Annotated in this window: 17 protein-coding genes, 4 tRNA genes, 1 pseudogene and 1 riboswitch; of the genes and pseudogenes, 10 read left to right on the top strand and 12 right to left on the bottom strand. The window is 63.5% G+C overall.

The genetic code is table 11. The features are described 5' to 3' along the window. Positions 1-83 precede the first annotated feature (83 nt). Both hutH and WBN73_RS16690 read left to right on the top strand, forming a co-directional pair. Positions 84-1,676: a histidine ammonia-lyase gene (hutH, locus tag WBN73_RS16695; RefSeq protein WP_280626262.1), complete on the top strand. Its 1,593-nt coding sequence runs from the start codon at positions 84-86 to the stop codon at positions 1,674-1,676. 199 nt (positions 1,677-1,875) lie between these two features. Next, positions 1,876-2,124: a hypothetical protein gene (locus WBN73_RS16690; protein WP_207596005.1), complete on the top strand. Its 249-nt coding sequence runs from the start codon at positions 1,876-1,878 to the stop codon at positions 2,122-2,124. A 98-nt stretch (positions 2,125-2,222) separates the two neighbouring features. Here WBN73_RS16690 and WBN73_RS16685 read toward each other — a convergent pair whose 3' ends face one another. The 6 genes from WBN73_RS16685 to WBN73_RS16660 all read right to left on the bottom strand — a co-directional run bounded on the left by WBN73_RS16685 (position 2,223) and on the right by WBN73_RS16660 (position 10,830). Continuing rightward, on the bottom strand, positions 2,223-2,444 hold the full coding sequence (locus WBN73_RS16685) for a hypothetical protein (RefSeq protein WP_089593406.1): 222 nt from the start codon (positions 2,442-2,444) through the stop codon (positions 2,223-2,225). A gap of 102 nt (positions 2,445-2,546) precedes the next feature. Continuing rightward, positions 2,547-7,484 (bottom strand): NAD-glutamate dehydrogenase, encoded by a 4,938-nt coding sequence (locus WBN73_RS16680; protein WP_337340778.1) that lies wholly within the window; start codon positions 7,482-7,484, stop codon positions 2,547-2,549. Between the two features lie 165 nt (positions 7,485-7,649). Further along, positions 7,650-7,720: transfer RNA gene (locus WBN73_RS16675), tRNA-Cys, on the bottom strand. Positions 7,721-7,804: 84 nt separating this feature from the next. Continuing rightward, complete coding sequence (locus WBN73_RS16670; RefSeq protein ID WP_242703496.1) at positions 7,805-8,293, bottom strand: hypothetical protein; 489 nt, start codon at positions 8,291-8,293, stop codon at positions 7,805-7,807. Between the two features lie 56 nt (positions 8,294-8,349). Next, positions 8,350-9,300, bottom strand: coding sequence for a formimidoylglutamase (gene hutG / locus WBN73_RS16665; RefSeq protein ID WP_207596007.1), 951 nt, complete (start codon positions 9,298-9,300; stop codon positions 8,350-8,352). A gap of 87 nt (positions 9,301-9,387) precedes the next feature. After that, positions 9,388-10,830, bottom strand: a complete 1,443-nt coding sequence (locus tag WBN73_RS16660; protein ID WP_207596008.1) for an NCS2 family permease — start codon at positions 10,828-10,830, stop codon at positions 9,388-9,390. Between the two features lie 114 nt (positions 10,831-10,944). On the opposite strand from WBN73_RS16660, the gene WBN73_RS16655 reads away from it, so the two are divergent. Further along, positions 10,945-11,607 carry a copper resistance CopC family protein gene (locus WBN73_RS16655; protein WP_337340779.1) on the top strand — a complete coding sequence of 221 codons (663 nt, stop codon included), beginning with the start codon at positions 10,945-10,947 and terminating at the stop codon, positions 11,605-11,607. A gap of 174 nt (positions 11,608-11,781) precedes the next feature. Continuing rightward, positions 11,782-11,950: riboswitch (cyclic di-AMP (ydaO/yuaA leader) on the top strand. A 3-nt stretch (positions 11,951-11,953) separates the two neighbouring features. After that, entirely contained in the window at positions 11,954-12,742 is a 789-nt protein-coding gene (locus tag WBN73_RS16650) for an NlpC/P60 family protein (protein ID WP_207596010.1), read from the top strand. A gap of 109 nt (positions 12,743-12,851) precedes the next feature. Here WBN73_RS16650 and WBN73_RS16645 read toward each other — a convergent pair whose 3' ends face one another. Next, complete coding sequence (locus WBN73_RS16645) at positions 12,852-13,574, bottom strand: FAD-dependent monooxygenase (RefSeq protein WP_207596011.1); 723 nt, start codon at positions 13,572-13,574, stop codon at positions 12,852-12,854. 385 nt (positions 13,575-13,959) lie between these two features. On the opposite strand from WBN73_RS16645, the gene WBN73_RS16640 reads away from it, so the two are divergent. Together WBN73_RS16640 and WBN73_RS16635 are read left to right on the top strand one after the other, a co-directional pair. Next, positions 13,960-14,997 carry a universal stress protein gene (locus WBN73_RS16640; RefSeq protein ID WP_207596012.1) on the top strand — a complete coding sequence of 346 codons (1,038 nt, stop codon included), beginning with the start codon at positions 13,960-13,962 and terminating at the stop codon, positions 14,995-14,997. A 20-nt stretch (positions 14,998-15,017) separates the two neighbouring features. Beyond that, positions 15,018-17,762: a PEP/pyruvate-binding domain-containing protein gene (locus WBN73_RS16635; protein ID WP_337340780.1), complete on the top strand. Its 2,745-nt coding sequence runs from the start codon at positions 15,018-15,020 to the stop codon at positions 17,760-17,762. Here the strand turns inward: WBN73_RS16635 and WBN73_RS16630 are convergent. Both WBN73_RS16630 and WBN73_RS16625 read right to left on the bottom strand, forming a co-directional pair. Beyond that, positions 17,759-18,679 carry a cation diffusion facilitator family transporter gene (locus WBN73_RS16630; RefSeq protein WP_207596014.1) on the bottom strand — a complete coding sequence of 307 codons (921 nt, stop codon included), beginning with the start codon at positions 18,677-18,679 and terminating at the stop codon, positions 17,759-17,761. The genes WBN73_RS16635 and WBN73_RS16630 overlap by 4 nt on opposite strands. Positions 18,680-18,689: 10 nt before the next feature. After that, a complete protein-coding gene (locus WBN73_RS16625; protein WP_337340781.1) occupies positions 18,690-19,190 on the bottom strand; it encodes a metallopeptidase family protein in 501 nt (166 codons plus the stop codon). Positions 19,191-19,282: 92 nt separating this feature from the next. Between WBN73_RS16625 and WBN73_RS16620 the strand changes: the two genes are divergently transcribed. Beyond that, positions 19,283-20,206 carry a carbohydrate kinase family protein gene (locus tag WBN73_RS16620; protein ID WP_337340782.1) on the top strand — a complete coding sequence of 308 codons (924 nt, stop codon included), beginning with the start codon at positions 19,283-19,285 and terminating at the stop codon, positions 20,204-20,206. Here WBN73_RS16620 and WBN73_RS16615 read toward each other — a convergent pair. Then, complete coding sequence (locus WBN73_RS16615; RefSeq protein ID WP_337340783.1) at positions 20,203-21,156, bottom strand: DMT family transporter; 954 nt, start codon at positions 21,154-21,156, stop codon at positions 20,203-20,205. The genes WBN73_RS16620 and WBN73_RS16615 overlap by 4 nt on opposite strands. 376 nt (positions 21,157-21,532) lie before the next feature. Between WBN73_RS16615 and WBN73_RS16610 the strand changes: the two genes are divergently transcribed. From WBN73_RS16610 to WBN73_RS16600, 3 genes are all read left to right on the top strand, one after another. Further along, positions 21,533-21,605 (top strand) — tRNA-Glu (locus tag WBN73_RS16610). Between the two features lie 84 nt (positions 21,606-21,689). Further along, positions 21,690-21,763, top strand: a tRNA-Asp gene (locus tag WBN73_RS16605). Between the two features lie 46 nt (positions 21,764-21,809). Then, positions 21,810-21,885 (top strand) — tRNA-Phe (locus WBN73_RS16600). Positions 21,886-22,103: 218 nt separating this feature from the next. On the opposite strand, the gene WBN73_RS16595 is transcribed toward WBN73_RS16600, so the two are convergent. Together WBN73_RS16595 and WBN73_RS16590 are read right to left on the bottom strand one after the other, a co-directional pair. Further along, complete coding sequence (locus WBN73_RS16595; RefSeq protein WP_337340784.1) at positions 22,104-22,829, bottom strand: PKD domain-containing protein; 726 nt, start codon at positions 22,827-22,829, stop codon at positions 22,104-22,106. 238 nt (positions 22,830-23,067) lie between these two features. Continuing rightward, positions 23,068-23,724 (bottom strand): annotated as a pseudogene (locus WBN73_RS16590) (DUF6318 family protein). Between the last annotated feature and the right edge of the window lie 238 nt (positions 23,725-23,962).

The following is a 23,962-nucleotide window of genomic DNA, read 5'->3' as shown; positions in this document are numbered from 1 at the left end:
TCGACGCCGGCTACGACCGCGCCATCGACGTCGCCAACGAACGCGGCGTCCGCATCCCCATGAACGAGAAGTAGGCAGCAACAGTGACTATTACTACCCACGAACCATTGACCGTCACCCTCGGCTCCAGCGGCGTCACGCCCGAAGACGTGGTCGCCGTCGCACGCCACGACGCGAAGGTGACCATTTCCCAGGATGCCCTGGACAACGTCGCCAAGGTCCGTGCGCACATTGACGATCTCGCTACAAGCGATGTCCCGGCGTACGGGATTTCGACGGGCTTTGGTGCCCTTGCCAACCGCCACATCCCCAACGACCTCCGCACCCAGCTGCAGAAATCGCTGATCCGCAGCCACGCCGCCGGCATGGGTCCGGCCGTGGAACGCGAAGTGGTCCGCGGCATCATGTTCCTCCGCGCCAAGACCCTCGCCTCCGGCCGCACAGGCGTGCGCCCTGTGGTTCTCCAGACCATGGTGGACGTCCTCAACGCCGGCATCACCCCGCTTGTCCGCGAGTTCGGTTCGCTGGGCTGCTCCGGCGACCTCGCACCGCTGTCGCACTGTGCCCTGGTTCTCATGGGAGAAGGCGAAGCAACGGGCCCCGACGGCGAACTCTACGGAACCGCTGGCAAGCCGCCTGTTGCTGAGCTGCTCGCACAGCACGGCATCGAGCCGGTCACCCTCGCTGAGAAGGAGGGCCTGGCCCTCGTCAACGGCACCGAAGGCATGCTCGGCATGCTCCTGATGGCAATCGCCGACATCCGTTTGTTGCTCGCGACGGCGGACGTCACCGCAGCGCTGAGCGTCGAGGCGCTGCTGGGCACCGACCAGGTGTTCCTGCCGGAGCTCCACGCCGCACTGAGGCCGCACCCCGGCCAGGCAGCCAGCGCGGACAACATGCTCCGTGTGCTGTCCAACTCGCCAATCGTTGCTTCGCACCGGATCAACGACACCAAGGTGCAGGATGCTTACTCACTGCGATGTGCCCCTCAGGTTGCGGGCGCAGTGCGCGACACCGTGGACCACGCGGCACTTGTGGCTTCCCGCGAACTCGCCGCTGCGATCGACAACCCGGTGGTCCTCCCGGACGGCCGCGTTACGTCCAATGGAAACTTCCACGGCGCTCCCGTGGCCTATGTCCTGGACTTCCTGGCCATTGCCGTGGCGGACCTCAGCTCCATCGCCGAGCGACGCACGGACCGCATGCTGGACCCTGCCCGCTCGCACGGACTGCCGGCCTTCCTCGCTGGAGATCCCGGCGTTGACTCCGGCCTGATGATCGCCCAGTACACGCAGGCTGGCCTGGTCTCGGACAACAAGCGCCTGGCCGTGCCCGCATCGGTGGACTCCATCCCGAGTTCGGCCATGCAGGAAGACCACGTGTCCATGGGCTGGCACGCTGCCCGGAAGCTGCGCAAGGCCGTGGAGAACCTTCGGCGCGTGCTCGCCGTCGAGCTTGTCACCAGCGCCCGCGCCATTGACATGCGGACGCAAATGTCCGACGGCGAACTCACCCCGGGTCCTGCCGGCACGGCAGTGCTTGAGGTGCTTCGCGAAGTAGTCCAGGGGCCGGGCACAGACCGGTTCCTGTCGCCGGAACTGGAAGCGGCTGACCGTTTGGTTGGTTCCGGGGCGATCCGTGCGGCCGCCGAATCCGCCGTCGGGATTTTGGCCTGACGTCGAATAAAACGCTCATCTGATGGGCATCTTTGTCACGCCCCGGTCTTTGTTCGCAACGCAAGCGCCGGGGCGTGGCAAATGTAGTAGAACTTATGGTGTACGTCACGTCCACAACAACGGTGTTGTGGGCTTGACGGTCAACCGTTCACACAACTCAATACACAACAGAGAACATCCACAAAGGGGTAGAAGTTCAATGAAGGCACGCGGAGCAGTCCTGTCCAGGCGAAACGCTCACTCGGCTACGGTTTCCGATTGGAAGACGCTGAAGGTTGGCGAGAGGGTGGAAGTGGTCAAGTACGCCCACGTGATCGCCGCCGGTCTGATCGAGGAAATTTCCAGCAGCGGAAACGTGGTGTGGCTTGAGCATTCGGGCCCCGGCGTTACCGAAGAGGGCAAGGAACTGTTCATGAAATCCGACGGCGTGACTCTCCGACGGGCATAGCTTAAACAGAAACCGGGGCTCGTTCCCTTCCGCGGGTAGTAGATGCGGAAAGGAACGGGCCCCGGTTTTTGCGTCGCTGCCGGGAATACGTTGGGGTATCAGGCAGCGAGTACTTCGCGGGTCTGGCCGAAGGGAACGGATTCGTCCAGAGCCACGGTGTAGGTGCCGGGCTCGTGGCGCGTCACCAGAATTCCGCAGGCAGCGTCTGCTGCTGCGTTTTCGATCAAGGCATCCACGGCGCGGTCGAGTCCGTCGTGGATCTCGTCTGCCTTCGAAAAGGACAGGCGAATTTCGCGTTCTGCAGTCATTGCAGGGGTCATTGGGGGGCCTCCTATTACGTGCCGCATGCGAGGGCGACCCATCAATCATAGGCGGTGAGCTCCAAGATATGTAAGATGACTGGCAGCCAGGTGACGTGGGTCTCATGTCCGAACCATGGCGCGGAGGAGTTTGACAGCTACTGAAAGAGCAGCGATATCCACCGGACCTGGCTTGATGGCCTCCCGGATGGTCTCTTGGACCCGCGCCAGTTGCTCGATGTTTCCGTGCTCCCAATCCACGATCCGTTCCACAGGATCGGCCGCCACCCTGGACCGCGGAGTATGCCGGACCACCGCTTTGGTCATGTCGGCGAGGACCAGGTACATGTCATCCCTGAGCGCAGCCCGGGCCAGGGACTCCCAATGGGTGTCCCGCGGAAGCATGGTGATGTGTTCCAGCAGCGGGATGGCGGAAATCCGTTCGAAGACGGCGAAGTAGACCTCCGCCACGGCGTCTGCCGGCTCCTGGAGTTCCTCTGCGATGGCCGAGATGTCCAGCAGCCCGTAACTGACCAGCAGCTCAGATGCGCGGATTCCCAAACTGTGGGGCAGGCCGACGGCATCGGTATGGGCGAGCCGCTTCTGGGAGTGTGCCAAATTGATGCCGTGCAGGAAACCAGTGAAGTTGGCCCGCATGAGGGACATCGGTTGCTCCAGCCGGGCCAAAGCATCGGACAGGGGCTTATCGCGGAAGTCATGGGTAACGTACCAGCGCACCGACCGGTCCAGCAGGCGTCGCATGTCCAAAGCCACTGCGGCACCGTGCTCGCTGGGCGTAGTTGCCGGCAGTTGGGCGATTGCCTGGGTCACGGAGTCCAGATCCCAGACCTTACGCATCACCACGAACCCGCGTGCCACGGCGGCTGCTGACACCGTGGTTTCTTCCATGGCCCTGAAAGCGAACGCGATTCCGCCCATGTTGATCATGTCGTTGGCTACCACGGTGGCAACGATGTGCCGGCGGAGCGGATGCGTTGATAGATGTTCGCCGAACCGCTCCGCGACCTGCCTGGGGAAGTACTCGCGCAGTGTTTGCGAGAACCACGGATCATCAGCGAGTCCGCCTTCCGTGAGCTCCCGGGCGAGCTCGATCTTGGCATAAGCGGCCAGCACCGCGAGCTCGGGAGTGGTCAGGCCCTTGCCCGTGAGGACCCGCGCCTGCAGTTCACCGTTACTGGGGAGGGACTCCAGTTCCCTGTCCAGATCCGTTACGGATTCCAACCAGTCCATGGTCCTTTCGAAGCTGGGGCTCCATTCCACGGCCAGTTGCTTGTCATTGAGGAGCAGGACGTTCTGGTCATCGTTGGTTTTGAGCACCAGCCGGCCTACTTCCGCCTGCAATGACTGCAGGAACGCTGTCCGTTCCGATGCGGTCATCCTGCCTGCCGAAATCATGCGGTCCAGGAAGATCTTGATGTTCACCTCGTGGTCCGAGCAATCCACGCCCGCCGAATTGTCGATCGCATCGGTGTTCACCAGGATGCCCGCCAGCGCAGCCTCGATCCTGCCGCGTTGCGTGACGCCCAGGTTGCCGCCTTCAGCGATGATGTGGGTGCGGAGCCGGTTGGCATCGACGCGGATGGCGTCGTTTGCTTTATCCCCGACGTCGGCGTGGGACTCCGTGGACGCCTTGACGTAGGTGCCAATGCCGCCGTTGTACACAAGGTCCACCGGCGCCATGAGGATCGCCCTGAGAAGTTCGGGCGGGCTCATTGCCAACTGACCCGTAGCCTCTGCACCTTCAGCCAGACCGAGCGCGAGCCTGACCTCCTCGGTGATCATGATGGATTTGTCCGTCCGCGCGAAAACACCGCCTCCCGGGCTCAGCTTGGCGGGATCGTAGTCGGCCCAGCTGGATCGGGGGAACCTGAAGAGCCGCTCCCGCTCCGCGTAGGACTCAGCAGGGTCCGGCGTGGGATCCAGGAAGATGTGCCGATGGTCGAAGGCGGCGACCAATTTGATGTGGTTGGACAGGAGCATGCCGTTGCCGAAAACGTCACCGCTCATGTCGCCGATGCCCACCACAGTGAAGTCTTGGGCCATGGAATCGATCATGAGCTCACTGAAGTGGTGCCGGACGGACACCCATGCACCCCGGGCGGTGATGCCCATCTGCTTGTGGTCGTAGCCCACCGAACCGCCCGATGCGAAAGCGTCCCCGAGCCAGAAACCGTACTCCGACGCAACGGCATTGGCGATGTCAGAGAAGGCAGCCGTCCCCTTGTCTGCCGCGACCACCAGGTAGTAGTCGTCGCCGTCGTGCCGCACCACCCGCGGTGGCGTGACGACGCGACCGTTGCTGCCGCCGTCGGGATCCGGTACCAGGTTGTCCGTGACGTCCAGCAGCCCGCGGATGAACGTCCGGTAGCTTTCCTGGCCCTCCGTGAGCCAGGCAGCGCGGTCCTCCGCCGGGTCGGGGAGTCGCTTGGGAAAGAAGCCACCTTTGGCCCCGGTAGGAACAATCACGGCATTCTTGACCGTTTGCGCCTTTACCAACCCCAGGATTTCGGTTCGGAAATCTTCGCGCCTGTCCGACCATCGGAGGCCACCGCGGGCGATCGGCCCGAAACGCAAATGGACCCCTTCAACCCGTGGTGAGTAAACCCAAATCTCGAACTGTGGCCGCGGCGGTGGGGCCACCCGGAGGCCGGAGGGATCGAGTTTGATGCTGATGTACGGCTTGTCCTGGTAGAAGTTGGTGCGCAAGGTCGCTTCCACCAAGCTGGCGAGCGTCCGGAGGAGACGGTCGGCGTCAAGGACCGGGATGGCGTCGATGGCTTCGGCCAGGGCGGCCCTGGCGGTATGGATTGCCTGCGTCCGGTGACTTAGCCCGCTGGTGCCCTCCTCGAAAACGTCGCCGTGGGACGTGACACCGGAACGGTTGTTGAGCTCAGGATCAAACAGGTCCGGTGCGTAACGGTCCGGGTTGAACTTCGCTTCGAAGAGTTCCAGCAGCGCATGTGTTGCCCGGGGGTTGGACCAGAGCGTGTCTGTAATGAAGCCGTATGAGTTGGTGCTTCCCAACTGCCGTAAGTACTTGGCGTAAGCGCGCAAAATGGATACTTTCCGCCAGCCGATGCCCTCTTGGATGACCAATGCATCGAAGGCGTCGGACTCCGCGTCGCCCCGCATGGCGGCGCAGAACGCGCCCGCCAGCAGTCCGCCCGTCGTCAGGGGATCCACGCCACGCGGGTACTTGAGCCCGAGGTCGTACAGAAAGAACTGCCTGCCGTCTCCACGCTGCATGTCGAAAGGCCTCTGGTCCAGGACTTTCAAGCCGAGATTGTGGAAGAACGGGAGGATCTGGGTGAGGCTCCTGGGGCGGGTCAGATACAGCCGGATCCGGGCGTCCTCGGTCAGCACGGCGGTGCCGGGCCGTGTGTAAACGGTCAGCAGGGGATCGGGCTCCACGTCGTCGGCGGCCGGGAAGCTCTCGAACGCGGAGATGTCCTCAACAGCGTCCTCCACCTCAAAGTCGGCCTTGTAGCTGGCCGGGAACGCGGCGGCCCACTCACGGGAGAGCCGCGCCGCCTCTTCCGAGGGATAGCGCGCCTGCAGCGCCTCAGCCAGGCCCTGTGCCCAGGTCCTGGTAGCGGCGATGATCCGAGGCTCCAGGATTGCGGCATCCACGACGCCGGGCGTCCCGCCGGGAGTCGAAGCCGCCTGCGGCAACAGCACCCGGAAGAACACCCGGGCCATGGCGGACTCGCCCAAACGAAGCTCAAATTCGATGGCGTCCGAACCGAAGGCTTCCCGAAGTTCACGTTCAATGCTGAGCCGCACGGCCGTGCTGTACCGGTGGCGCGGCAGGAACACGAGCGCTGTCATGAACCGCCCATAGGAGTCCGGCCGGAGGAAAAGCCTGGTGCTGTGACGCTCCTGGAGGCGCAGGATCTCGCGGGCATGGTCGGCCAGTTGCCCGGAGTCGATGTGGAACAGCTCATCACGGGGATACCCCTCGATCACAGCCAGAAGTTCCTTGCCGTGATGCGAGCCGGGCGGATAGCCGAACGCCCGGATCACTTCCTTTACCGTGTCACGGATGACGGGAATCTGCAGGGCTGAATGTGACGTGGAACTGGGGGAGAAGAGCCCCACAAAGCTGTGCCTGGCGGTGCTTTGCCCGCCAGTACCCAGTTCGGTTGTCCGGGCTGTTTGCACGGTAATTTCGTCCAGGTAGGCGCGGCGCAGGACCGTGGAGCGTTGGGTGGACTTGGTGAGGGTGAGCAGCCGGGGTTTCCCGGAGGGAAAACCTCCGGGTGGCTCTTCCCGGTCCATATAGTCCATTTGGTCCATGTGGTCCGCCCGATCCCGCAGCACGCCCAGCCCCCGGCGCCCGCGATATCCGAGGAACACGAAGTTCCCTTCACCCAGCCATTGCAGCAGCTCACGGGCCTCCATGGCCTCCCGGGCTTCAGCACCCGGGCCTCCCACCTCATCCAAGGCCTCCACCTCGCGGGCCAGTTCCTCATGGATTGCAGCATGGTCCTCGGCGGCCGCCCGCACGTCGAGCAGGACCCTCCGAAGCCGGCCCACCAAGCGGTCGGCAGCCGCATCGTCCGGGAGCCGGGGGATTTCGATTGCCATCCACGCTTCGGGGAGCGGTCCGCCGTCGTGCCCATCATGTGGGGTGGCCAGCTGCGGACTGATGACGGCAGCTGAATTTTCGACGCCGGTGGGCAGCCCGATACGTTGCGGCGCGCTGTGGATGGTGGTCAGGCGGTGGGTGGCTGGGTCCCGGGTGACGGTGAAGGTTGGGTGGACGAGGAGCCGGATGGATGCGGTGTCCCTGGCGATTTCGGCGGTGACTGATGGGAGCAGATAGGGCATGTCATCGCTGACTATCGAGACCACGCTGGCGTCGGGCTCATGCAGGACCCCGATCACGGCCTGCCCGGGCTCACGCCGCTCAGCCAAAGACCGATGGTAGCGGGCCCGTTCCAGCAGCGTTTCGGGGGTGTAGCTGCGGACATCGTCCTCTGCCACGTGCTGGTAGTAGTCGGTCAGGAATCCGTCCGCCGGCTCAGTGCTGGGTGACATGGTGCTGCGCCTCCGCTGCGCAAAGGAGCGGCCGTGTTGTTGCGGTCGGCAAAGTCCCTGCGCCTCACCTCATGCTCCCGCGAGGTGGCATTTGATGGCAATGTTGGAGCGAACATTGCCCTCAAATGCGACGCCGGGAGGGGCCCCGGTCTCGGGGCCACTCAGACGTGGTGGCGGGATTCGAACCCGCGTGCGCTGCTTTGCAGGCAGCTCCCTGGCCTCTCGGGTACACCACGTGCCAACGACACTAGGCGCCTGGCGGCGGCCGGATCAAAGTTCATGTCGCAGGCTTTCGCAGCGCTACGCAGGTAGTCGCCGGGCTACTCAACGTTGCGCAAGGTTGCTGCCCGTTGAGCTGTGGACGCCTTGGCGCGACTCACTGCGAACGACACTCCCGCAGCCACCAGCAGCGTGAGGATCGCAGCTGCCATGTGGGTGTAGAGGAGGAGGTGTCTGTCGCCGCCACCGGACGCGGCCCCGGTTGGCACATCCCCGGTTGGCACATCCCCCAAGACCGGGCCGCCGTGCAAGTGGTCCAGTAATCCGCTGCCGGGAAAGTACCCTCCGAAAGCCTCGAAACCGAAGTGCAGCAGCTGCTGTGCCAAGCCGGAAAGGAGGAGCAGCAGCAGCGGTCCGTGCACCCAACGGGAAATAAGTTGGGCGGCGAGCGCACACAATGCGGCGAATGCCAGGAGGACGGGTAGGGCAGGAGCGCTGCCGCCCGCCACCATGTGCGCTGCGAGTCCCAGAGCCACAGCTATCGGCCCTGCCACCCAAGCCCACTTGTCCTGCACAGGAGTTCCGCGCATCGCCATCCTTCCCTCCCCACAGAGTAGGCGGAGGAAGGCGGCTGGAAAAGGGAACGCTAGGCGAGCAGGGCGTTCACCAGTCGCGCGGCCACTTTCGCGGTGCGGTGATCGATATCAAACTCCGGGTTCAGCTCCGCTATGTCCAGGTGCAGGAGCTTCCCGCTCGCAGCAACCTGCCGGCAGACCGCGTTGATCACTGGCAAAGGCACGCCATAGGCTGCGGGTGCGCTGACCCCGGGCGCCACGGATGCAGGCATCACGTCCAGGTCGATGGTCAGGTACAGCACGTCCACGCCGGCCAGGAAATCGGCAACAAAAATCTCTACTGCCTCCGGCGTGCACAGCTCATCGAGCAGGTACTTCACTCCCAGGCGATCGGCGGTGTCGAAGAGGGTGCGCGTGTTGTTCGGCTCCGAAATTCCGACGACGGCGTACTGCAGTTCGCGGCCGGCGGCGGCTTCTGCGTGGGCCATCTGCAGGAACGGCGTACCCGAGCTCGGTGTGGGTTCGTCGCGAAGGTCAAAATGGGCATCCAGGTTCAGGACACCAAGCCGTTTGCCGCGGACCGTGTCCGAACCGGCCACGCCAAGATAACTGGCGAACGCGGTTTCGTGGCCGCCGCCCAGCACCACGGTGAGGTTTCCGGCGTCGAGCAGTTCCGTAATGGCGCGTCCGGCGCGCTCTTGGCCGGCTTCCAGTGAGTCCTCCTCCACCACCACGTCACCGGCGTCGAACACGTCCCGGTCAAGATGGAACGCCAGCGGACCCAGCGCCGTGCGGATGGCAGCGGGAGCCGCAGCAGCACCGACCCGGCCCTGGTTGCGGCGCACTCCGGCATCGCTGCAAAAACCAAGCACGACGGCGGGACGCGAGGCAGTTGCGGGCGCGGGCGACGTCAGGGGTGCTACTGCCTGCCACCAGCGGCGGTGTTCAGTGCCGTCTCCGTCAAAGCGGCCCTTCCACGGCCCAGGGTTGACGTCTACGGCGAGGGTGATGCTGGTTTCCATGCTTCAAGCACACCCGAACGGGCACACGAAAACCAGCTTTCCCAGCAGGCGGGTGTCTGAAACTCCGGACTTAGGTCCGCAGGAGACTTACTTGACGCCCAGCAGCTCCTCCACGGTTCCAATGCCGAAGAACAGCAGGAACGCAGCGGCCACGGCCCACATGAGCGGGTGGACTTCGCGGGCGCGGCCCTGGAAGGTGCGGATCAGGACGTAGGAGATGAAGCCGGCACCGAGGCCGTTGGCGATCGAGTACGTGAACGGCATGAGGGAGATGGTCAGGAACGCAGGGATGCCGACACCCCAGTCCTGCCAATCGATCTTGCCCACCTGGGAGACCATCATGAAGCCCACAACCACCAGTGCCGGAGCCACGGCTTCGAAGGGTACAAGGTTGATGAGGGGCGTGAAGAACATCGCCACCAGGAACAGCACGCCCGTGACGATCGAGGCGAGGCCGGTGCGGGCACCTTCGCCGATGCCGGCGCCGGACTCAACAAAGATCTGGTTGGACGAAACGGACGCGCCACCACCCACGATCGCGCCGAGGGCGTCCACCTGCAGGACACGGTCGACGTTGGGGATGTTGCCGTCTTTGTCCACGGTTCCGGCCTCGTTGGCCAGTCCCACCATGGTGCCCATGGCGTCGAAGAAGATGCTGAGGAGGATCACAAACGCCAACAGTGCTGCAGCGATGAAACCGAGGTGCTGGAACGCGCCGAACGGGTTGGCCTTGCCGATGAGGGACAGGTCCGGGGCGCCCCACTCCGAGAGGGTGGGAGCCACGAGGGACCAGCCGCGCGGGTTGACGTTCTTGCCGTCGAAGCTGGGGCCGATGTGGAGGGTGAACTCGAGGATGGCTGCCAGTGCCGTGGAGACCACGATGCCGATGAGGATGGCGCCGCGGACCTTGCGGACCACCAGGGCGATGGTGAGGATGAGGCCCACTGCGAACACCAAGGTAGGCCAGCCCATGAGCTTGCCATCCACGCCCAGGCCCAAGGGAACCGTGGTGCCGGCGGCGTCGGGAATCCGGCGCACAAAGCCTGCGTTGACCAGGCCGATCAGTGCTATGAAGAGGCCGATGCCCACCACGATCGCCGTTTTCAGCGCTTCCGGCACGGCTTTGAACACGGCAGTACGGAAACCGGTCAGCACCAGGATGAGCATGGTGATGCCGGAGAGGACCACGAGGCCCATCATGTCCGGCCAGGTGAGTTCCGGGTGCGAGGCGACCGTGACGGCAACGAAGGCGTTGACGCCCAGCCCGGTTGCAACGGCGAATGGGTGCTTGGCCCACGCGCCCATGAGGATGGTCAGGATGCCCGCCACGAAGGCCGTCGTGGCTGCGACGGCTGTGAAGCCGAGAGATGCCCCACTGGAATCCGCCCCGGAGAGAATCAGCGGGTTCAACACCACGATGTAGCTCATGGCGAAGAACGTTGCGAAGCCGCCACGAATTTCCCGCGAGTACGTGGATCCACGTTCAGTAATTTTGAAGTAGCGGTCTACTGCAGAACCTTGCTTAAGCATGAAAGACTCCGGGGATCGGGGGGAGTGTGCCATCAAATCCTATGCGGTCCGGTGCGGGCGCTCCGGACGATTCGCCTAGTCTGTAAGGAAGCCAACACTAGGAGAAACCGCCCCATGCGTACCATCCGCCCGCTTCTGGCCGCCGTCGTCGCTGCTCTTGCCTTCGCGTCCGCCCTGCTGTTTACTGCGGCGCCGGCGTCTGCCCACGACGTCGCTGAATCCACGACGCCGGCCAGTGGCACCAGCGTCACGGACGTCCCGGCGTCGGTTTCCATCACGTTCAACAACCGGCCGCTCGCCATCGGTTCGGGCGTCACGGTCACTGCGGGCGGCGAAAACTGGGCCGACGGCCCGGTGGAAATCATCGACAACCAGGCGGTCCAGAAGTTGCGCGAAGGCGCTCCGGCCGGCGAATACACGGTGGTCTGGCGCGTCGTCAGCAGCGATTCGCACCCCATCGAGGGCACCTTTACCTTCACGGCCACCGCAGGAAGCACGACGACGGCCAGCGGCCCGGCGGCAGCCTCTCCGTCCGCATCGGCTCCGTCCGCTTCGACACCTTCAGCGGCGGTGCCGACGGCGGGAACCGCGGCCCCGGGCACTGCGGCGTCGGGAACCGGCAACAGCGAGCCCGCGGCCGACGCCTCCCAGCCCTTCCCGTGGAGCATCGTGGGCCTGGCGGTTGTTGCTGTTGGTCTCGTTATTTTTCTGGCTGTTACTGCCCGCAGGAAACTGGCTGCTTCGAACGACCCTGAGGGCCATTCTCCCGCGGAATAACGGGGTTTTCTACGTAGCTGCGAAGATCTCGAAACGGTTACTGCGACACGCCAGAAGCGTACTTCTCGTTACTTAAATGTGACTTCCGCGTGATCATCGCGTACGGTGGTACCTGTGCCTGTTCCACGTAGCGGGCACTTCCGGTCTGATTGCCTAGCTCTGCCGCAGTCCGGAATCCGTTCGCAGACAAACCTTACGGCAGAGACGGGGAACCCATTTTGGGCCGCTTTCGAGCGTGCCTTGGGGTGAAGTCACGATGCTTCCGCTGAACAGCGGGAGATAGTGGCCGGGTGACTCCCATCCGAATCCGACAGCTAACCTCGCAGGCATCGGGAGAGGCTCTTTCATGTCTTCACGCATTCTTCGCGGCCGTCGTAAGGCGGACAGCGTACGTCCTAATCCGTTCATCTCCATCTCCAAGGCAGTTGCCAGCAACGCTTCCGGCGCTGGCCGCCAGGCAGCTGTTATCGCAGCAGCCTCGGGCCTTGTGTTGACCGGCTCCATTGCAGCTCACGCTGCTGAAGCTCCGGTTCAGCGGGATTCCAGCCCGGCCACGGTCGCTGAGACCGTTTCGGCCGACGCTCCCACCCAGGTTGTTACCGCCCTGGCTACGGCTACCGTCAACTTCGAGCGCCCCGCTGTTGCTTCCGTTGCAGCTCCGGTTATCGAAAAGCCTGCACCGGTTGCTCCGGCTCCTGTCGCCAAGAAGGCAGCAGTCACCACTGCCGCCGCCAAGGCTCCTGTTGCCAAGGCTGCTGCAGCCGCTCCGGCCGCTGCTGCTCCCGCTCCTGCGGCTGCTGCTGCTCCGGCTGTTGGTGGCGTCAATGCCGCCATGGTTGCCTCGGCTTACGCCCAGATCGGCATCATGCAGGACTGCACCGCCATGGTGGAGCGCGCACTCGGCTCCGCAGGCATCCCCGTTGGCGACCTCGGTCCCATGCAGTTCATGAACTACGGCAAGGTTGTCAGCTCACCCCAGCCCGGTGACATGATCGTCCAGTCCGGCCACGTCGCCATCTACATCGGCAACGGCCAGGCCATCAGCGGTGGCATCAACGGCAACCAGACGGGTATCCACCCGATCAGCTGGTTGACCGCAACGGGTCCCCTGACCTACGTACGCGCTGGCGCATAAGCCTCACGCTTCAGTTCAAAGGCCGGTGTCTTCGAAGAGTTCATCTTCGAGGGCACCGGCCTTTGGCGTTAAGTTATGTGCGGAATAGTTCGCAGCCAGGTTTGATCTGCTAAGCGGTGGCGATGCCCGGCCCTGCAGGGAGGGCCACCTTGGACGATATCGCCTGGCCTACAGCCTTTGCCTGCCGAAGTACTTCCTTCGGTGTGGGCGTAATGAGCTCGCCGACTCCTACAAGGTGCATCCCGACGGCCCGCATTGCGGCCACCAGGTTTTGGCCGATCGCTATGCCGAGTTCCGCCAGCATTCGGCGCAATTGGCTCTGTGCGCAGCGCGTGACCACAATGTGGTCGGCCAGAAGAACACCGTTGGCAGTGTGGACGGCCCACTGGCGGCGGGTGGACTCGAGGGGGCCGGAGGCGTGGAGCCCCGTCCTGAGCCCGGCAGTGGTCATGCTGGCGGCCAGTCCATAGCCGATCTGTTGGGAAGGGTCGGAGCCAAGGAAATCGAGGCGGACAGCCCGTGTGGTGCTGCGGACATCCAGGTGATGGCTTGCGGCGTAGTTCCGCAGGTGGCGGAGGATCTCGTTGCGCTCCTGCATGGCTGCGGGATCGGCTGCATCGCAGCGTTGGAGCATTCCGGTGTGGACTGACGGACCCGTTGCGGACAACGTGCCGAACCCGTCCACCACAATGGAGCCCACGCCGTAGCGGCTGAGCTCACTGGCAACTGCCAAGCCGGACAAACCGGCTCCGATGACCACGGTGGTGGTGCGTTCCGTGGCGGAATCAGGCGTGAGTGACACTGCTTGGTTCCTCCTTGACGTGTGTGCCATTAGGCATCGCATGGGGTCGCGTCCGAGTTCCCCAAGCGGCCGCAATAAATGGCCGGAGTGTGCTGTGGAACACGGTTGCCGGCCATTCGGTGACTCGAACACTACCGAACTTTTTCTGCCATGGATAGCCTCCTGGGTCCGCGTGTTCGCGTTGTTCATCCCCAGCGCAAAATGCGCACCCTGGAACCGAGCCCGGACCGTTATACACATAGCCCAAAGTCACCTTGATTCGGCGTTGCCGACCGAGAATAGTTGGCATTGGGAGAAGGAATTTCCAGGTTTCTTCTGCCCGGGCCATTGACATTGACGCCAGGAGGGAATCCGAGCCGGAGAACCTCTGGCAGAATGGCCGGAACATCAAGCAGCAGGTGGAGAGGCGGGCCCCATGGACCAGCACAGCAGGCACAATGAAGAGCCACAGGACGGCCAGGACCACGCAGTGGCGCCGGGAGGCATTGTCGTTGGAGTTGACGGTTCAGAGCACGGGCAGTGTGCATTGGTGTGGGCGGCACGTGAAGCCGAACGCCGTCAGCTGCCCTTGCACATCGTGACGGCCTACTCCGTACCTATCTTTGCCGCATCAGGCCTGGACGGCGGTTATGCAACTGTGGATGATTCGGTGATCCGCGAGGGGGCGGACGCGATCGTGAAACAGGCTATGGACAAGATCTCCGGGTACGCCATCGAGGTTGACGCTTCAGTGGAGAACGGCGACGCTGCCGGTGTCCTCCTTGATCTCTCGGCAGATGCCGCACTCCTCGTTTTTGGCAGCCGGGGCCGCGGGGGCTTCGTTGGACGCCTTTTGGGATCTGTCAGCAGCGCATTGCCTGCCCACGCCAAATGCCCCACCGTCACGGTCCCGCTGTACTGCGCCGACCGTCTCGGCGAAAACACGGAAGACAAGCACATCAAAGCCGAGCACGCCAAGGCTGGCCCCCGCGCGGTGGAAAACGTAGTCGCAGTGGGCGTCGACGGCTCCGAGCAAGCCCGGGTGGCAGTGCTCGAAGCGGCCGAGCAAGCGCAGCGCATGGGAGCCAAGCTCCGAGTCATCTGCGCTGTTCCGCAGTACAGCGGTTCCCTGGCTTGGGTGCCGGCTCCGTTGGACCGCGATGCCCTCTTTGCGGATATCAGGGTGCAGCTTGACGCCGGTGTTGCGTGGCTCAGGAGCCATTTCCCGCAGCTTCCCATTGAGACGGACCTCCGGGACGGCTCACCGGTGGACGTGCTGGTGGAAATCAGCCGCAGCGTCGAACTGGTGGTTCTGGGAACACGCGGCCGCGGCGGGTTCGCGGGCATGCTGCTCGGTTCCACCTCGGACGGCGTCCTCCACCATGCCAAGGGTCCTGTGCTGGTTGTTCCGGATCGTGAAGATCCCCGGCTGGCCGACCGTCACAAGTTTGGGCCAATGCTCGGCGCAGCTTAGGCCGCGGGAACCACTGCGCCATGGATGTCCAACAGCCCAGCGGGGAATTTATTCTGGACATCGCTGGCATCAGTGGGGCCATGCTTCCGGAGGTGGGGGGAAAGGCAGCCAACCTGGGCGAGCTTGCCCGTGCCGGACTGCCCGTACCACCCGGATTCTGCCTGACCACCGATGCCTACCGGCATGCTCTTTCGGCCATTGGCCTGGACGAGGTCCTTGCGGCACTGAAGGAGGCGGACGCTTCCCAGTTGGACCAGTTGGACCAGCTGAACGGGCTTGCCGCCCGCGCGCGGTCCTTGGTGCTCGACGCCGGCATTCCCTACCGTATCGCCGAACCGGTGCAGTCCGCCTACCAGCAGCTGGGGGAGGACGTCCCGGTTGCCGTCAGGTCCTCAGCTACCGCGGAGGACCTGGCTTTCGCGAGTTTCGCCGGTCAGCAGGACACCTTCCTGAACGTGGTGGGCGCTGACTCTGTCCTGGAGGCTGTGAGCCGCTGCTGGGCGTCCCTGTGGACAGACCGTGCCGTGACTTACAGGACCGTCAACGGGATCGATCACGCATCGGTCACCTTGGCTGTAGTCGTGCAGGAGATGGTGGACTCAGCTGTCGCCGGAGTCATGTTCACTGCCAACCCGGTGACGGGAAACCGGCACGAGACAGTGATTGACGCCAGCCCGGGCTTGGGAGAGGCTGTCGTTTCCGGAGCCGTGAATCCGGATCAATACGTGGTGGATGTTCGTCGCGGTGCCATAGTGAAAAGGACCGTAGGGGACAGGAAAGTGGAGATCAAGGCGATCCCTGGCGGTGGCACGGAACGCATTGAACGCAGCACCGGGTCCTCACCGGACCAACCCGGCGATGTATACCCTCAGCCCTGCCTCAGTGATCACCAGGTGTTGGAACTCGTGGACTTGGGACGCGAGGTCCAGTCGCACTACGGAGCCCCGCAGGACACCGAGTGGGCCATGGACCATGAGGGAAAATTGTGGCTCACCCAAGCACGGCCCATCACTACCCTGTACCCGCAAACCACGCGCGTGCCTTCCGTTCCGGGCGAGCACGCCTTCCTGAACTTCAGCCTCGCCCAGGGCCTCACCCGACCATTGACCCCCATGGGTTTGGCCGCGATCCGGCTCATCGCTTCCTCCGTCGCCAGGACCGCGGCATTCGATGTTCCGGATCCCCGGTCCGGCCCGTCGCCTTACTACGAGGCGGGGCAGCGCATCTTCTTCGACCTCACAGCGGTGGTGCGGAGCAGGGTAGGCCGGGCGATCGTGCCCCGGGTTTTCGACCTCATGGAGGCCCGCTCGGCCGTTCTGATACGTGGCCTCTTTGACGATCCACGTTTCACAGTGACCACCAGGACTCCTTTGAAACTGATTCGCCACGTTGCTCCGGTTGCGGCCAAGTACCGGGTTCCTGAATCGCTGTTCCGTGGCCTGTTCCGCCCGGCATCGGCATTGAAACGCGTGGAGAAACTCCGCTCCGATCTGCGCAGCACCTTGGCCGTCCCGCAGCAAGCAACAGCCCATCAGCGGATCGGCCACGTCCAGCGAATCCTCGGGGAAGAAGTTTTTGCCACCGTCCCACAGGTGCTGCCCCTTCCCGCGCTGGGCTTCGCCATGCTGGCGCTGACCAAGAAGCTCCTGGGGGATCGAGCTTCGTACAGCGAACTCCAAACGGTGATCCGTGGCCTTCCCAACAACGTCACTACCGAGATGGACCTGGCCCTGTGGCAGCTTGCGGCGCAGATGAGGAAAGACCCCGACGCCGTTGCCTCCATGACCGGTCGAACGGCGGACGAACTGACGGAACTGTATCGGGACGAAAAGCTCCCCGCCGTTGCCCAAGCAGGATTGAGCTCGTTCCTGGGCACCTTCGGGCACCGGGCCGTCGCCGAGATCGACCTGGGCATGCCGCGCTGGTCAGACGATCCCACCCACATTCTTGGCGTCGTCACCAACTATTTGAGGCTCGCGGACGGCTCAGAGATGCCGGACCAGCAGTTCACGCGGGCAGCCCGCGACGCCGATGAACAGGTAGCGCGTTTCGTAGCGCGGGCCAGGACAAAGAGCCCGTTGCACGCGGCGGTGGTTGGCATGGCGTTGGATCGCACACGGAGGTTCGCTGGACTGCGCGAGTTGCCCAAGTACAACCTGGTCCTGGGTCTATCCGTTGCGCGGAAGCAGTTGCTTCTCATCGGCAATGAGCTTGCCGCAGCGCACCGGATCGAACGCCCCGAGGACATCTTTTTCCTGGACCTCGACGAAGCCGAGACCGCACTGGCCGGAGATGACCTGCAGGAATTGGTTGCTGAGCGCCGCGCCGCCTACGGGCAGGAACTGCTGCGGAGGCGCATACCGAGGGTGCTGATGTCAGATGGCACCGAACCGGAAGCCGCACCCGGGATCAACGGGCCCCAGCGCCCGGGCACCTTGTCCGGCAGTCCGGCGTCGACGGGACAGGTCACAGCTCCTGCGAGAGTCATCATGGACCCCGTTGGCGCGCACTTGGCTCCCGGAGAAATCCTCGTAGCACCGTCAACGGACCCCGGCTGGACGCCGTTGTTCCTCACGGCCGGAGGGTTGGTCATGGAGATGGGTGGGCCCAACTCCCACGGCGCGGTGGTGGCCCGTGAGTACGGCATCCCCGCCGTCGTGGGGGTTCCGGACGCCACATCGCGAATCAGCACGGGTCAACGCGTTACCGTGGACGGCGCCGCAGGGACGGTGGCGGTTGAGGGCGCGGGTGGCGGGACCAGCTAGGCGTGCTGGTGCGACTCGTGTTCCGAGTGGCTCACCGGCTCCAGCTGGAAGGTGCAATGCTCGGTGTCGAAGTGACGGCCGAGGCAGGACCCCAACTGGTCAAGGATGCTGTCCGCCCCACTGGCGTTGAGGACTTCGTCTTCCACCACAACGTGGGCTGAGAACACGGGGACGCCGGAAGTGATGGTCCAGATGTGGATGTCGTGGGCTTCCACCACACCATCCACGGCAATGATGTGCTCGCGGATCATGTTCACGTCCACGCCCTTCGGTGTGGCCTCCAAGAGGACGTCCACCACGTCGCGAAGCAGATGCCAGGCGCGGGGGATGATCATCACTGCGATCAACACCGATGCTATGGGGTCGGCAGCGCTGAAGCCTGTGGTCATGATGACGATGGCCGCCACAATGACCGCAATGGAGCCCAGAAGGTCACCGAGGACCTCAAGGTAGGCACCACGTACATTGAGGCTTTCCTTCTGCGCGCCCTGCAGGATCAGGAGCGAGACAAGATTGGCCACGGCACCCAAAATAGCGGCCCACAGCATGACGTCCGTATGGATCTCCGGGGATTCCCCGAAGCGGCGGATGGCTTCGATCATGATCACCACCGCGATCACGATGAGGATCAACGCGTTCGCCAGGGCAGCCAGTACTTCGGCCCGCTGGTACCCGTACGTCCGCTGGTCACTGGCTGGACGGGTGGCAATCCAAGCCGCCATCAGCGCGATGAAGACGCCCGCGGCATCAGAGAGCATGTGGCCGGCATCAGCCAGCAAAGCCAAGGATCCAGACACGACGGCGCCAACCACCTGGATGCCCACCACGCCTAGGGTGATGGCCAGGACGGCGATGAGCCGCTTCCGGTGCTTGCCGGTTGCTGTGATTCCGTGTGAGTGGTTGTGGTCGTGCCCCATGTCTATAAGGCTAGCCCCAGCCGAGTTCGTGCAGACGGTCGTCGTCGATCCCGAAGTGGTGCGCGATCTCGTGGACCACCGTGATGGCGACTTCATCGATGACTTCTTCGCGCGTGCTGCAGATGTCCAGGATCGGCTGCCTGAAGATGGTGATCCGGTCCGGCAGTGAACCGGCTTCCCACCAGGAATCGCGTTCAGTCAAGGGGACGCCCTCGTAGAGTCCCAACAGCACAGTGTCCTGATCTTCGCCCGGTTGCGGCGTGTAGTCGTCTTCGATGAAGATGGCCACGTTGTCCATGGCACCGGCCGCTTTGGGTGGGATCAATTGGAGGGCGTCGCTGACGGCCTCTTCAAATTCTTCGGGTGACATTTCGAAAGGCGCGGCACTGTGGGCTTCGTCCGCGGCGGTGTGCTCAACAGGACTGTGCACCGCATTCCGTTCCCGGAGCGGCGATGAAGGGCGCTCGCCGTCCGGAACTATGGGCAAGCCGGGTGGAAGATTCGCGGGCATGATCTGACTTTAGTCCGCTCAGGCAGCATCGGCGCGGTGTGTGATGAGAGATACTAAAAGTCAATCCTCTTTTCGACAGACACAGGAACCGCATGACCGGCACCTCTTCCCTCGCGCCTGAACCCCTCGACGTCGTAGTTGTCGGTGAGGCGTTGATCGACATCGTGCAGTCTGCCGATGGGCAGGTGGAGTACCCCGGCGGCTCGCCGGCCAATGTCGCCTTCGGCCTGGGCCGCTTGGACGTCAAGACCGGATTGCTGACAGCGATTGGCCGCGATGCCAGGGGTGACGCCATCGCGTCGCATCTGCACAGTGCGGGCGTGGTGCTGTTGCCCGGTTCCATGTCTGCGGGCAAGACCGCGACGGCGACAGCCCGGATAGCTGCGGACGGTTCAGCTGACTACACCTTCGACATTGACTGGGCCTTGGCGCCTCTTGCCCTCCCCTATGCTCCGAGGATCCTGCACACGGGATCCATCGCCACGTTCCTGGAGCCCGGCGCAAGCGTGGTGCGGAGCTTGCTGGAGCAGGCGCAGGGTGGGTGCATGGTGACGTACGACCCGAACATCCGCGCCGACCTCCTCGGAAGCCACCAGGAGGCCTTGGCGCTCTTCGAGGAAATAGTCCCGCTGACCGACGTCGTGAAGCTCAGCGGCACCGATGCCCGCTGGCTGTACCCGGGCAAGGCGCTTGAGGATACCGCGAACCACCTCCTCGCACTGGGCACCGGGTTGGTTGTAGTGACACAGGGAGTCAAGGGCTCACTCATGGCTACGCGGCACATACAGCTCAACGTACCGGCTGTCCCGGCCACAGTGGCGGACACTATTGGCGCGGGCGATTCCTATATGGCAGCGCTGATCATGGGGCTGCTCCTGCGGGGAAGCGACGGACTGGCGCCCACCGTCATGGAGCGGATCGGCACCATTGCCTCCATGGCGGCCTCCATCGCCGTCGGCCGCCCTGGTGCCAATCCGCCCACACACCGCGAACTTTTGGTGGGAATGGCCCGCTAACGGAGCGGCTGGCGCGTACGGCGCCGGGTCAGGCCCACACCGATCAGGCACACCACGCCACCGATCAGCCCCCAGATGGTGGGGACTTCCTGTAGCACTGCCCACGAAATCACAATGGTGGTACCCGGAACCAGGTACGTGGTGGCGGCGAGCTTTCCGGCCGAGATGAGGGACAAAGCGTACGCCCAGGTGGTGAAAGCGATTGCCGTCGGAAAGATCCCCAAGTAGACCAGGCCGAGCGTTGCCGGGAGCGGCGCCGCCTGGACTTCGGAAATCAGCTGCCCGGTCCACGGCAGGCAGCAGATGGCACCCACCATGATGCCGAACCACGTTGCCTGCCCTGCGGTGAACTTACGGAGCACGGGTTTCTGGAGGATCGCGCTCACCGAGGCGAGCACAGCGGCAAGCAAGCACAACAGCACGCCGGCGACGTCCGCCGTCGAGCGTTGTCCGGAACCCAGCGCGATCATCGCAACGCCACAGAACGCCACCCCGCTGCCGATCAGCAGCCAGCGGGGAAAGCCCTCCTTGAGGAAGATCCCGGCAAGGATCGCGATCAGGATCGGGGAGACGTTGATCAGCATGGCGCTGGTGCCGGCATCGAGCATGTGTTCCGCCGCGTTCAGGGCCACGTTGTAACCACCGAACCACATCACTCCGTAGGCCACGATCGGCAACCACTCCCGGCCGCTCGGCCACACCTTCAGCGTCGGCAGCACCACGATTCCAAGCACTACGGCGGCAACTGCCAAACGTCCCAGCGTCAAGGATCCGGGGGAGAAGCTGGGGCCGACGGCGCGGATGCCCACGAACGCCGAAGCCCAAAGGATCACGGTGACGATCACGGCGGCGATGCCGAGCTTGCTCATGGCTGCTCCGGGCGCAGGGGTGGTGCGCTGGGGCAGGTCCGGGGAAGGCTGGCCGGGTTCGGCCGGGGAAGTGGTTGTCATAGAGCCAAATCTATCCGCCATGCTCCGGGCGCGGCTGGCGGTTTTCGGACGCGTCAGGGCAAGATCCTGCCAATGTTTGCGGACCGCCTCCGGAGACCGGGTGCGGTTGATGTGGTGCGCGTTGCCGAGGGGTGGGCTCTCGACTCTTTGGGTGCGTTGCCGAGGGGTGAGCTCTCGACTCTTTGGGTGCGCTTTTAAAGGTGAGATCACGCCCCTCGACGGAACCCAAGCTGGTAGCCCTGGACGGCCAGCAGACCTCGATTTGGGAATATCGCCATCTATGCTCTAAAGTTTTAGAGTCCAGTTCGGACGAGCGAGACACGGAAAGAACGCGCAAAGCGTCGCTTTTCTTTTGCGAAATCCGAATTGAGTTCAGGCCCCCATCGTCTAGCGGCCTAGGACACCGCCCTTTCACGGCGGCGGCACGGGTTCGAATCCCGTTGGGGGTACGCAAGGAAGTGGTAAACCGGATGAAAAAAGTCTGGTAAGCTAGAAGCCTTGAAAAAAACGCGGTAGAGATACTGCAAACGCAAGGCCCTGTAGCGCAGTTGGTTAGCGCGCCGCCCTGTCACGGCGGAGGTCGCGGGTTCAAGTCCCGTCAGGGTCGCTCTGAGCGCCGAAGAAATTTGGTTCTCAAGGTGACATGTCACCTAGGCTCTGTAGCTCAGTTGGTAGAGCGTTCGACTGAAAATCGAAAGGTCACCGGATCGACGCCGGTCGGAGCCACCACTGGGAAGCATCAGTTCTTTGGAACTGGTGCTTTTCTTCTTTAACCCAATGAGCGAGTGCGTGTACCGTTGCCACCCACTTTGATTCGCCTTGATTCGTCGCAGAAGCCGACGCACCGTAATTCTCAGCGTGTCAAAGGTCATAGCCGCTGAAAGTCAGTCGAGACGGCACTAAGACTGCCCTCTACCTCCGCTCACGCGCTTCGCGCACTCACCTTATTAGTCGGTGTTCGCGCCAGGGCAGCCCCAGGAGTTGGGGTTTTCCTGGCAGGTGTCGGCGACGAGTGCTCTTTCTGTTTTCCAGACGTGGATGGTTTTGGCTGGTGTGGTGATGTGCAGGGTTCCGTTGATGGGTAGGGGCGGGCCGTTGTTGACGGAGTAGGTGCCCGAGAAGGTAGTGGTGAGGGTGGCCTGGTAGTTGCCGGTTTCGGTGTAGGTGTGGCTGGTGCGGGTCTCGTTGTTGAGCCAGTCGGTTTCGGGGATGGAGTAGCCGGCCACCGGGGTGGGTCCGAGCGCGGTGCCGTCGCCGAAGGTGTAGGTGTAGTTGGCCGGTGTTGCGGTGAGGTGGACTGCTTGGCCGAGGATGGTGACGTCGAAGCCTTGTTCTGCGGTGGTGGTGTAGAAGTTGGTGGGTCCGCCTTTGAGGGTGTGCGGGAAGGGTTGGGCTTCGAGGGTCCCTGGGTTGACGGGGAGTTGTTGGAAGTCGGTCAGGATGCGGGCGGCGATGTTGGCCAGGACGTTCTCGGGCTGGGCGTCATAGAGACAGGTGGGTCCGCTGACCGGGATCCAGTCTGTCCAGCCTGGGTTGGTAATGGCTTTGGGGGCTTCCTTCCAGATGACCGGCGTGCCTGTTTCGCTGTTGGATGCGGTGGCTGGACACTCGAGAACATCGCAACCGGGGTCCTTGGTGTCGGGCCCATCGGCACGGCAATGAACATCGGCCATGTACTGATTTGGATCCTCCGCGGCAGTGGACGAGGTTGATGTGCCGCCGATACTGGGTGCTAACTGTCCGGTCGAAGGGTTGATTTTGAATCTGCTCGTTACGTCAAGAGCATCTTGCTGATTGTTGTAGCCCGCCCAAGAATCCGTGTCAGCGTGTGCTGGACCATATGCCGAGAGCGCGAGTAACACGGCTGCCATTCCCACAACCGAGGAAGCGCGCGAGAGACGGCCCGGAAGATTAGTTGAGGATGCCAAGATTCGTCACCGTCCAGCCGTGGGAACCATATGTAGCAAGTAGGCCGAAGGCAGAATTTGTGGCGGCTTCTGATGCTCGCCCCGGGGTCCCGTCAGCATTGAAATACTCAATCTGCTCTTGGATTACTTGGACCTTGGCCTGTTGGTTCGCTGTTCCATTTGCCCAGATGGGCTCAACCACCGGGATAGAGATGCTGCCGCCGACAGACCATCTGCCATTGATGTGGCTGTCATTTATGCCCTTCTCGATCCGTTTGCAGGTCTCGCACTCGTCGGCGCTGAGTTGAGACCATGTTGTCTGGTCTCCTGTTTCCATCGCGTAGTTCTACTGCGCGTACCAGTACCCAATGAACGCTTCCAGCCCGGCCTTCGAGTTCTCCTTCGCCAACTCGGGCATCACGGGGACCGGCACGTTCTGCGCTTTTCCTTTGGCATCCGCGGGTTTGTACACGGCGGACGCTGGCGGGCTACCCGGGGTGCCCGGAGTAGCCGAAGCTGCCGGAGCGGCAGTGCTTATTGTGGGAGACGCCGTCGTCGAGCCTGTTTCGGAGGGTGAGCCGCTGGGCGTAGTGGCGCCTTGGCAACCCGTGAGGAGGAGAGCCAGGACTACAAGAAAAGTGGCAAACGATAGGCGTGGCATGGCAGGCTCCCCAGCAGCTGTTTTGGCGGTGTGTCGGCCAGTCTAGGTGGGGCAATCGAGCCCAAGACAGTCGCGAATGGGGCGTTGTGGATAACCCTGCTCCGTTCACAGCAGGGCGCTGGGCCTATTCTGACCTCACCGGCCCTTCTCGCTGCCACCCTCACGCTCAGTGCCTGTTCGATGCCGGCACCTCTTGCGCGGTCGTCACCCAATGCGTCGTCGGCGGCTCCGGCTGCGG

This window comes from Paenarthrobacter sp. CCNWLY172, assembly GCF_037402035.1.
Taxonomy (GTDB): Bacteria; Actinomycetota; Actinomycetes; order Actinomycetales; family Micrococcaceae; genus Arthrobacter.
The sequence above is the reverse complement of the archived record's forward strand: the minus strand, read 5'-3'. Positions and strand labels throughout refer to the sequence as shown.

What these genes read in the sequence shown, in the direction of transcription:
- WBN73_RS16660 (WP_207596008.1), bottom strand. Translation starts at nt 10,830, where the DNA reads ATGCTTAAGCAAGGTTCTGCAGTAGACCGCTACTTCAAAATTACTGAA.
- WBN73_RS16620 (WP_337340782.1), top strand. Translation starts at nt 19,283, where the DNA reads ATGACCGGCACCTCTTCCCTCGCGCCTGAACCCCTCGACGTCGTAGTT.
- WBN73_RS16680 (WP_337340778.1), bottom strand. Translation starts at nt 7,484, where the DNA reads ATGTCACCCAGCACTGAGCCGGCGGACGGATTCCTGACCGACTACTAC.
- WBN73_RS16690 (WP_207596005.1), top strand. Translation starts at nt 1,876, where the DNA reads ATGAAGGCACGCGGAGCAGTCCTGTCCAGGCGAAACGCTCACTCGGCT.
- WBN73_RS16650 (WP_207596010.1), top strand. Translation starts at nt 11,954, where the DNA reads ATGTCTTCACGCATTCTTCGCGGCCGTCGTAAGGCGGACAGCGTACGT.
- WBN73_RS16630 (WP_207596014.1), bottom strand. Translation starts at nt 18,679, where the DNA reads ATGGGGCACGACCACAACCACTCACACGGAATCACAGCAACCGGCAAG.
- WBN73_RS16670 (WP_242703496.1), bottom strand. Translation starts at nt 8,293, where the DNA reads ATGCGCGGAACTCCTGTGCAGGACAAGTGGGCTTGGGTGGCAGGGCCG.
- WBN73_RS16645 (WP_207596011.1), bottom strand. Translation starts at nt 13,574, where the DNA reads ATGGCACACACGTCAAGGAGGAACCAAGCAGTGTCACTCACGCCTGAT.
- hutG (WP_207596007.1), bottom strand. Translation starts at nt 9,300, where the DNA reads ATGGAAACCAGCATCACCCTCGCCGTAGACGTCAACCCTGGGCCGTGG.
- WBN73_RS16625 (WP_337340781.1), bottom strand. Translation starts at nt 19,190, where the DNA reads ATGCCCGCGAATCTTCCACCCGGCTTGCCCATAGTTCCGGACGGCGAG.
- WBN73_RS16655 (WP_337340779.1), top strand. Translation starts at nt 10,945, where the DNA reads ATGCGTACCATCCGCCCGCTTCTGGCCGCCGTCGTCGCTGCTCTTGCC.
- WBN73_RS16595 (WP_337340784.1), bottom strand. Translation starts at nt 22,829, where the DNA reads ATGGCCGATGTTCATTGCCGTGCCGATGGGCCCGACACCAAGGACCCC.
- WBN73_RS16640 (WP_207596012.1), top strand. Translation starts at nt 13,960, where the DNA reads ATGGACCAGCACAGCAGGCACAATGAAGAGCCACAGGACGGCCAGGAC.
- WBN73_RS16685 (WP_089593406.1), bottom strand. Translation starts at nt 2,444, where the DNA reads ATGACCCCTGCAATGACTGCAGAACGCGAAATTCGCCTGTCCTTTTCG.
- WBN73_RS16615 (WP_337340783.1), bottom strand. Translation starts at nt 21,156, where the DNA reads ATGACAACCACTTCCCCGGCCGAACCCGGCCAGCCTTCCCCGGACCTG.
- WBN73_RS16635 (WP_337340780.1), top strand. Translation starts at nt 15,018, where the DNA reads ATGGATGTCCAACAGCCCAGCGGGGAATTTATTCTGGACATCGCTGGC.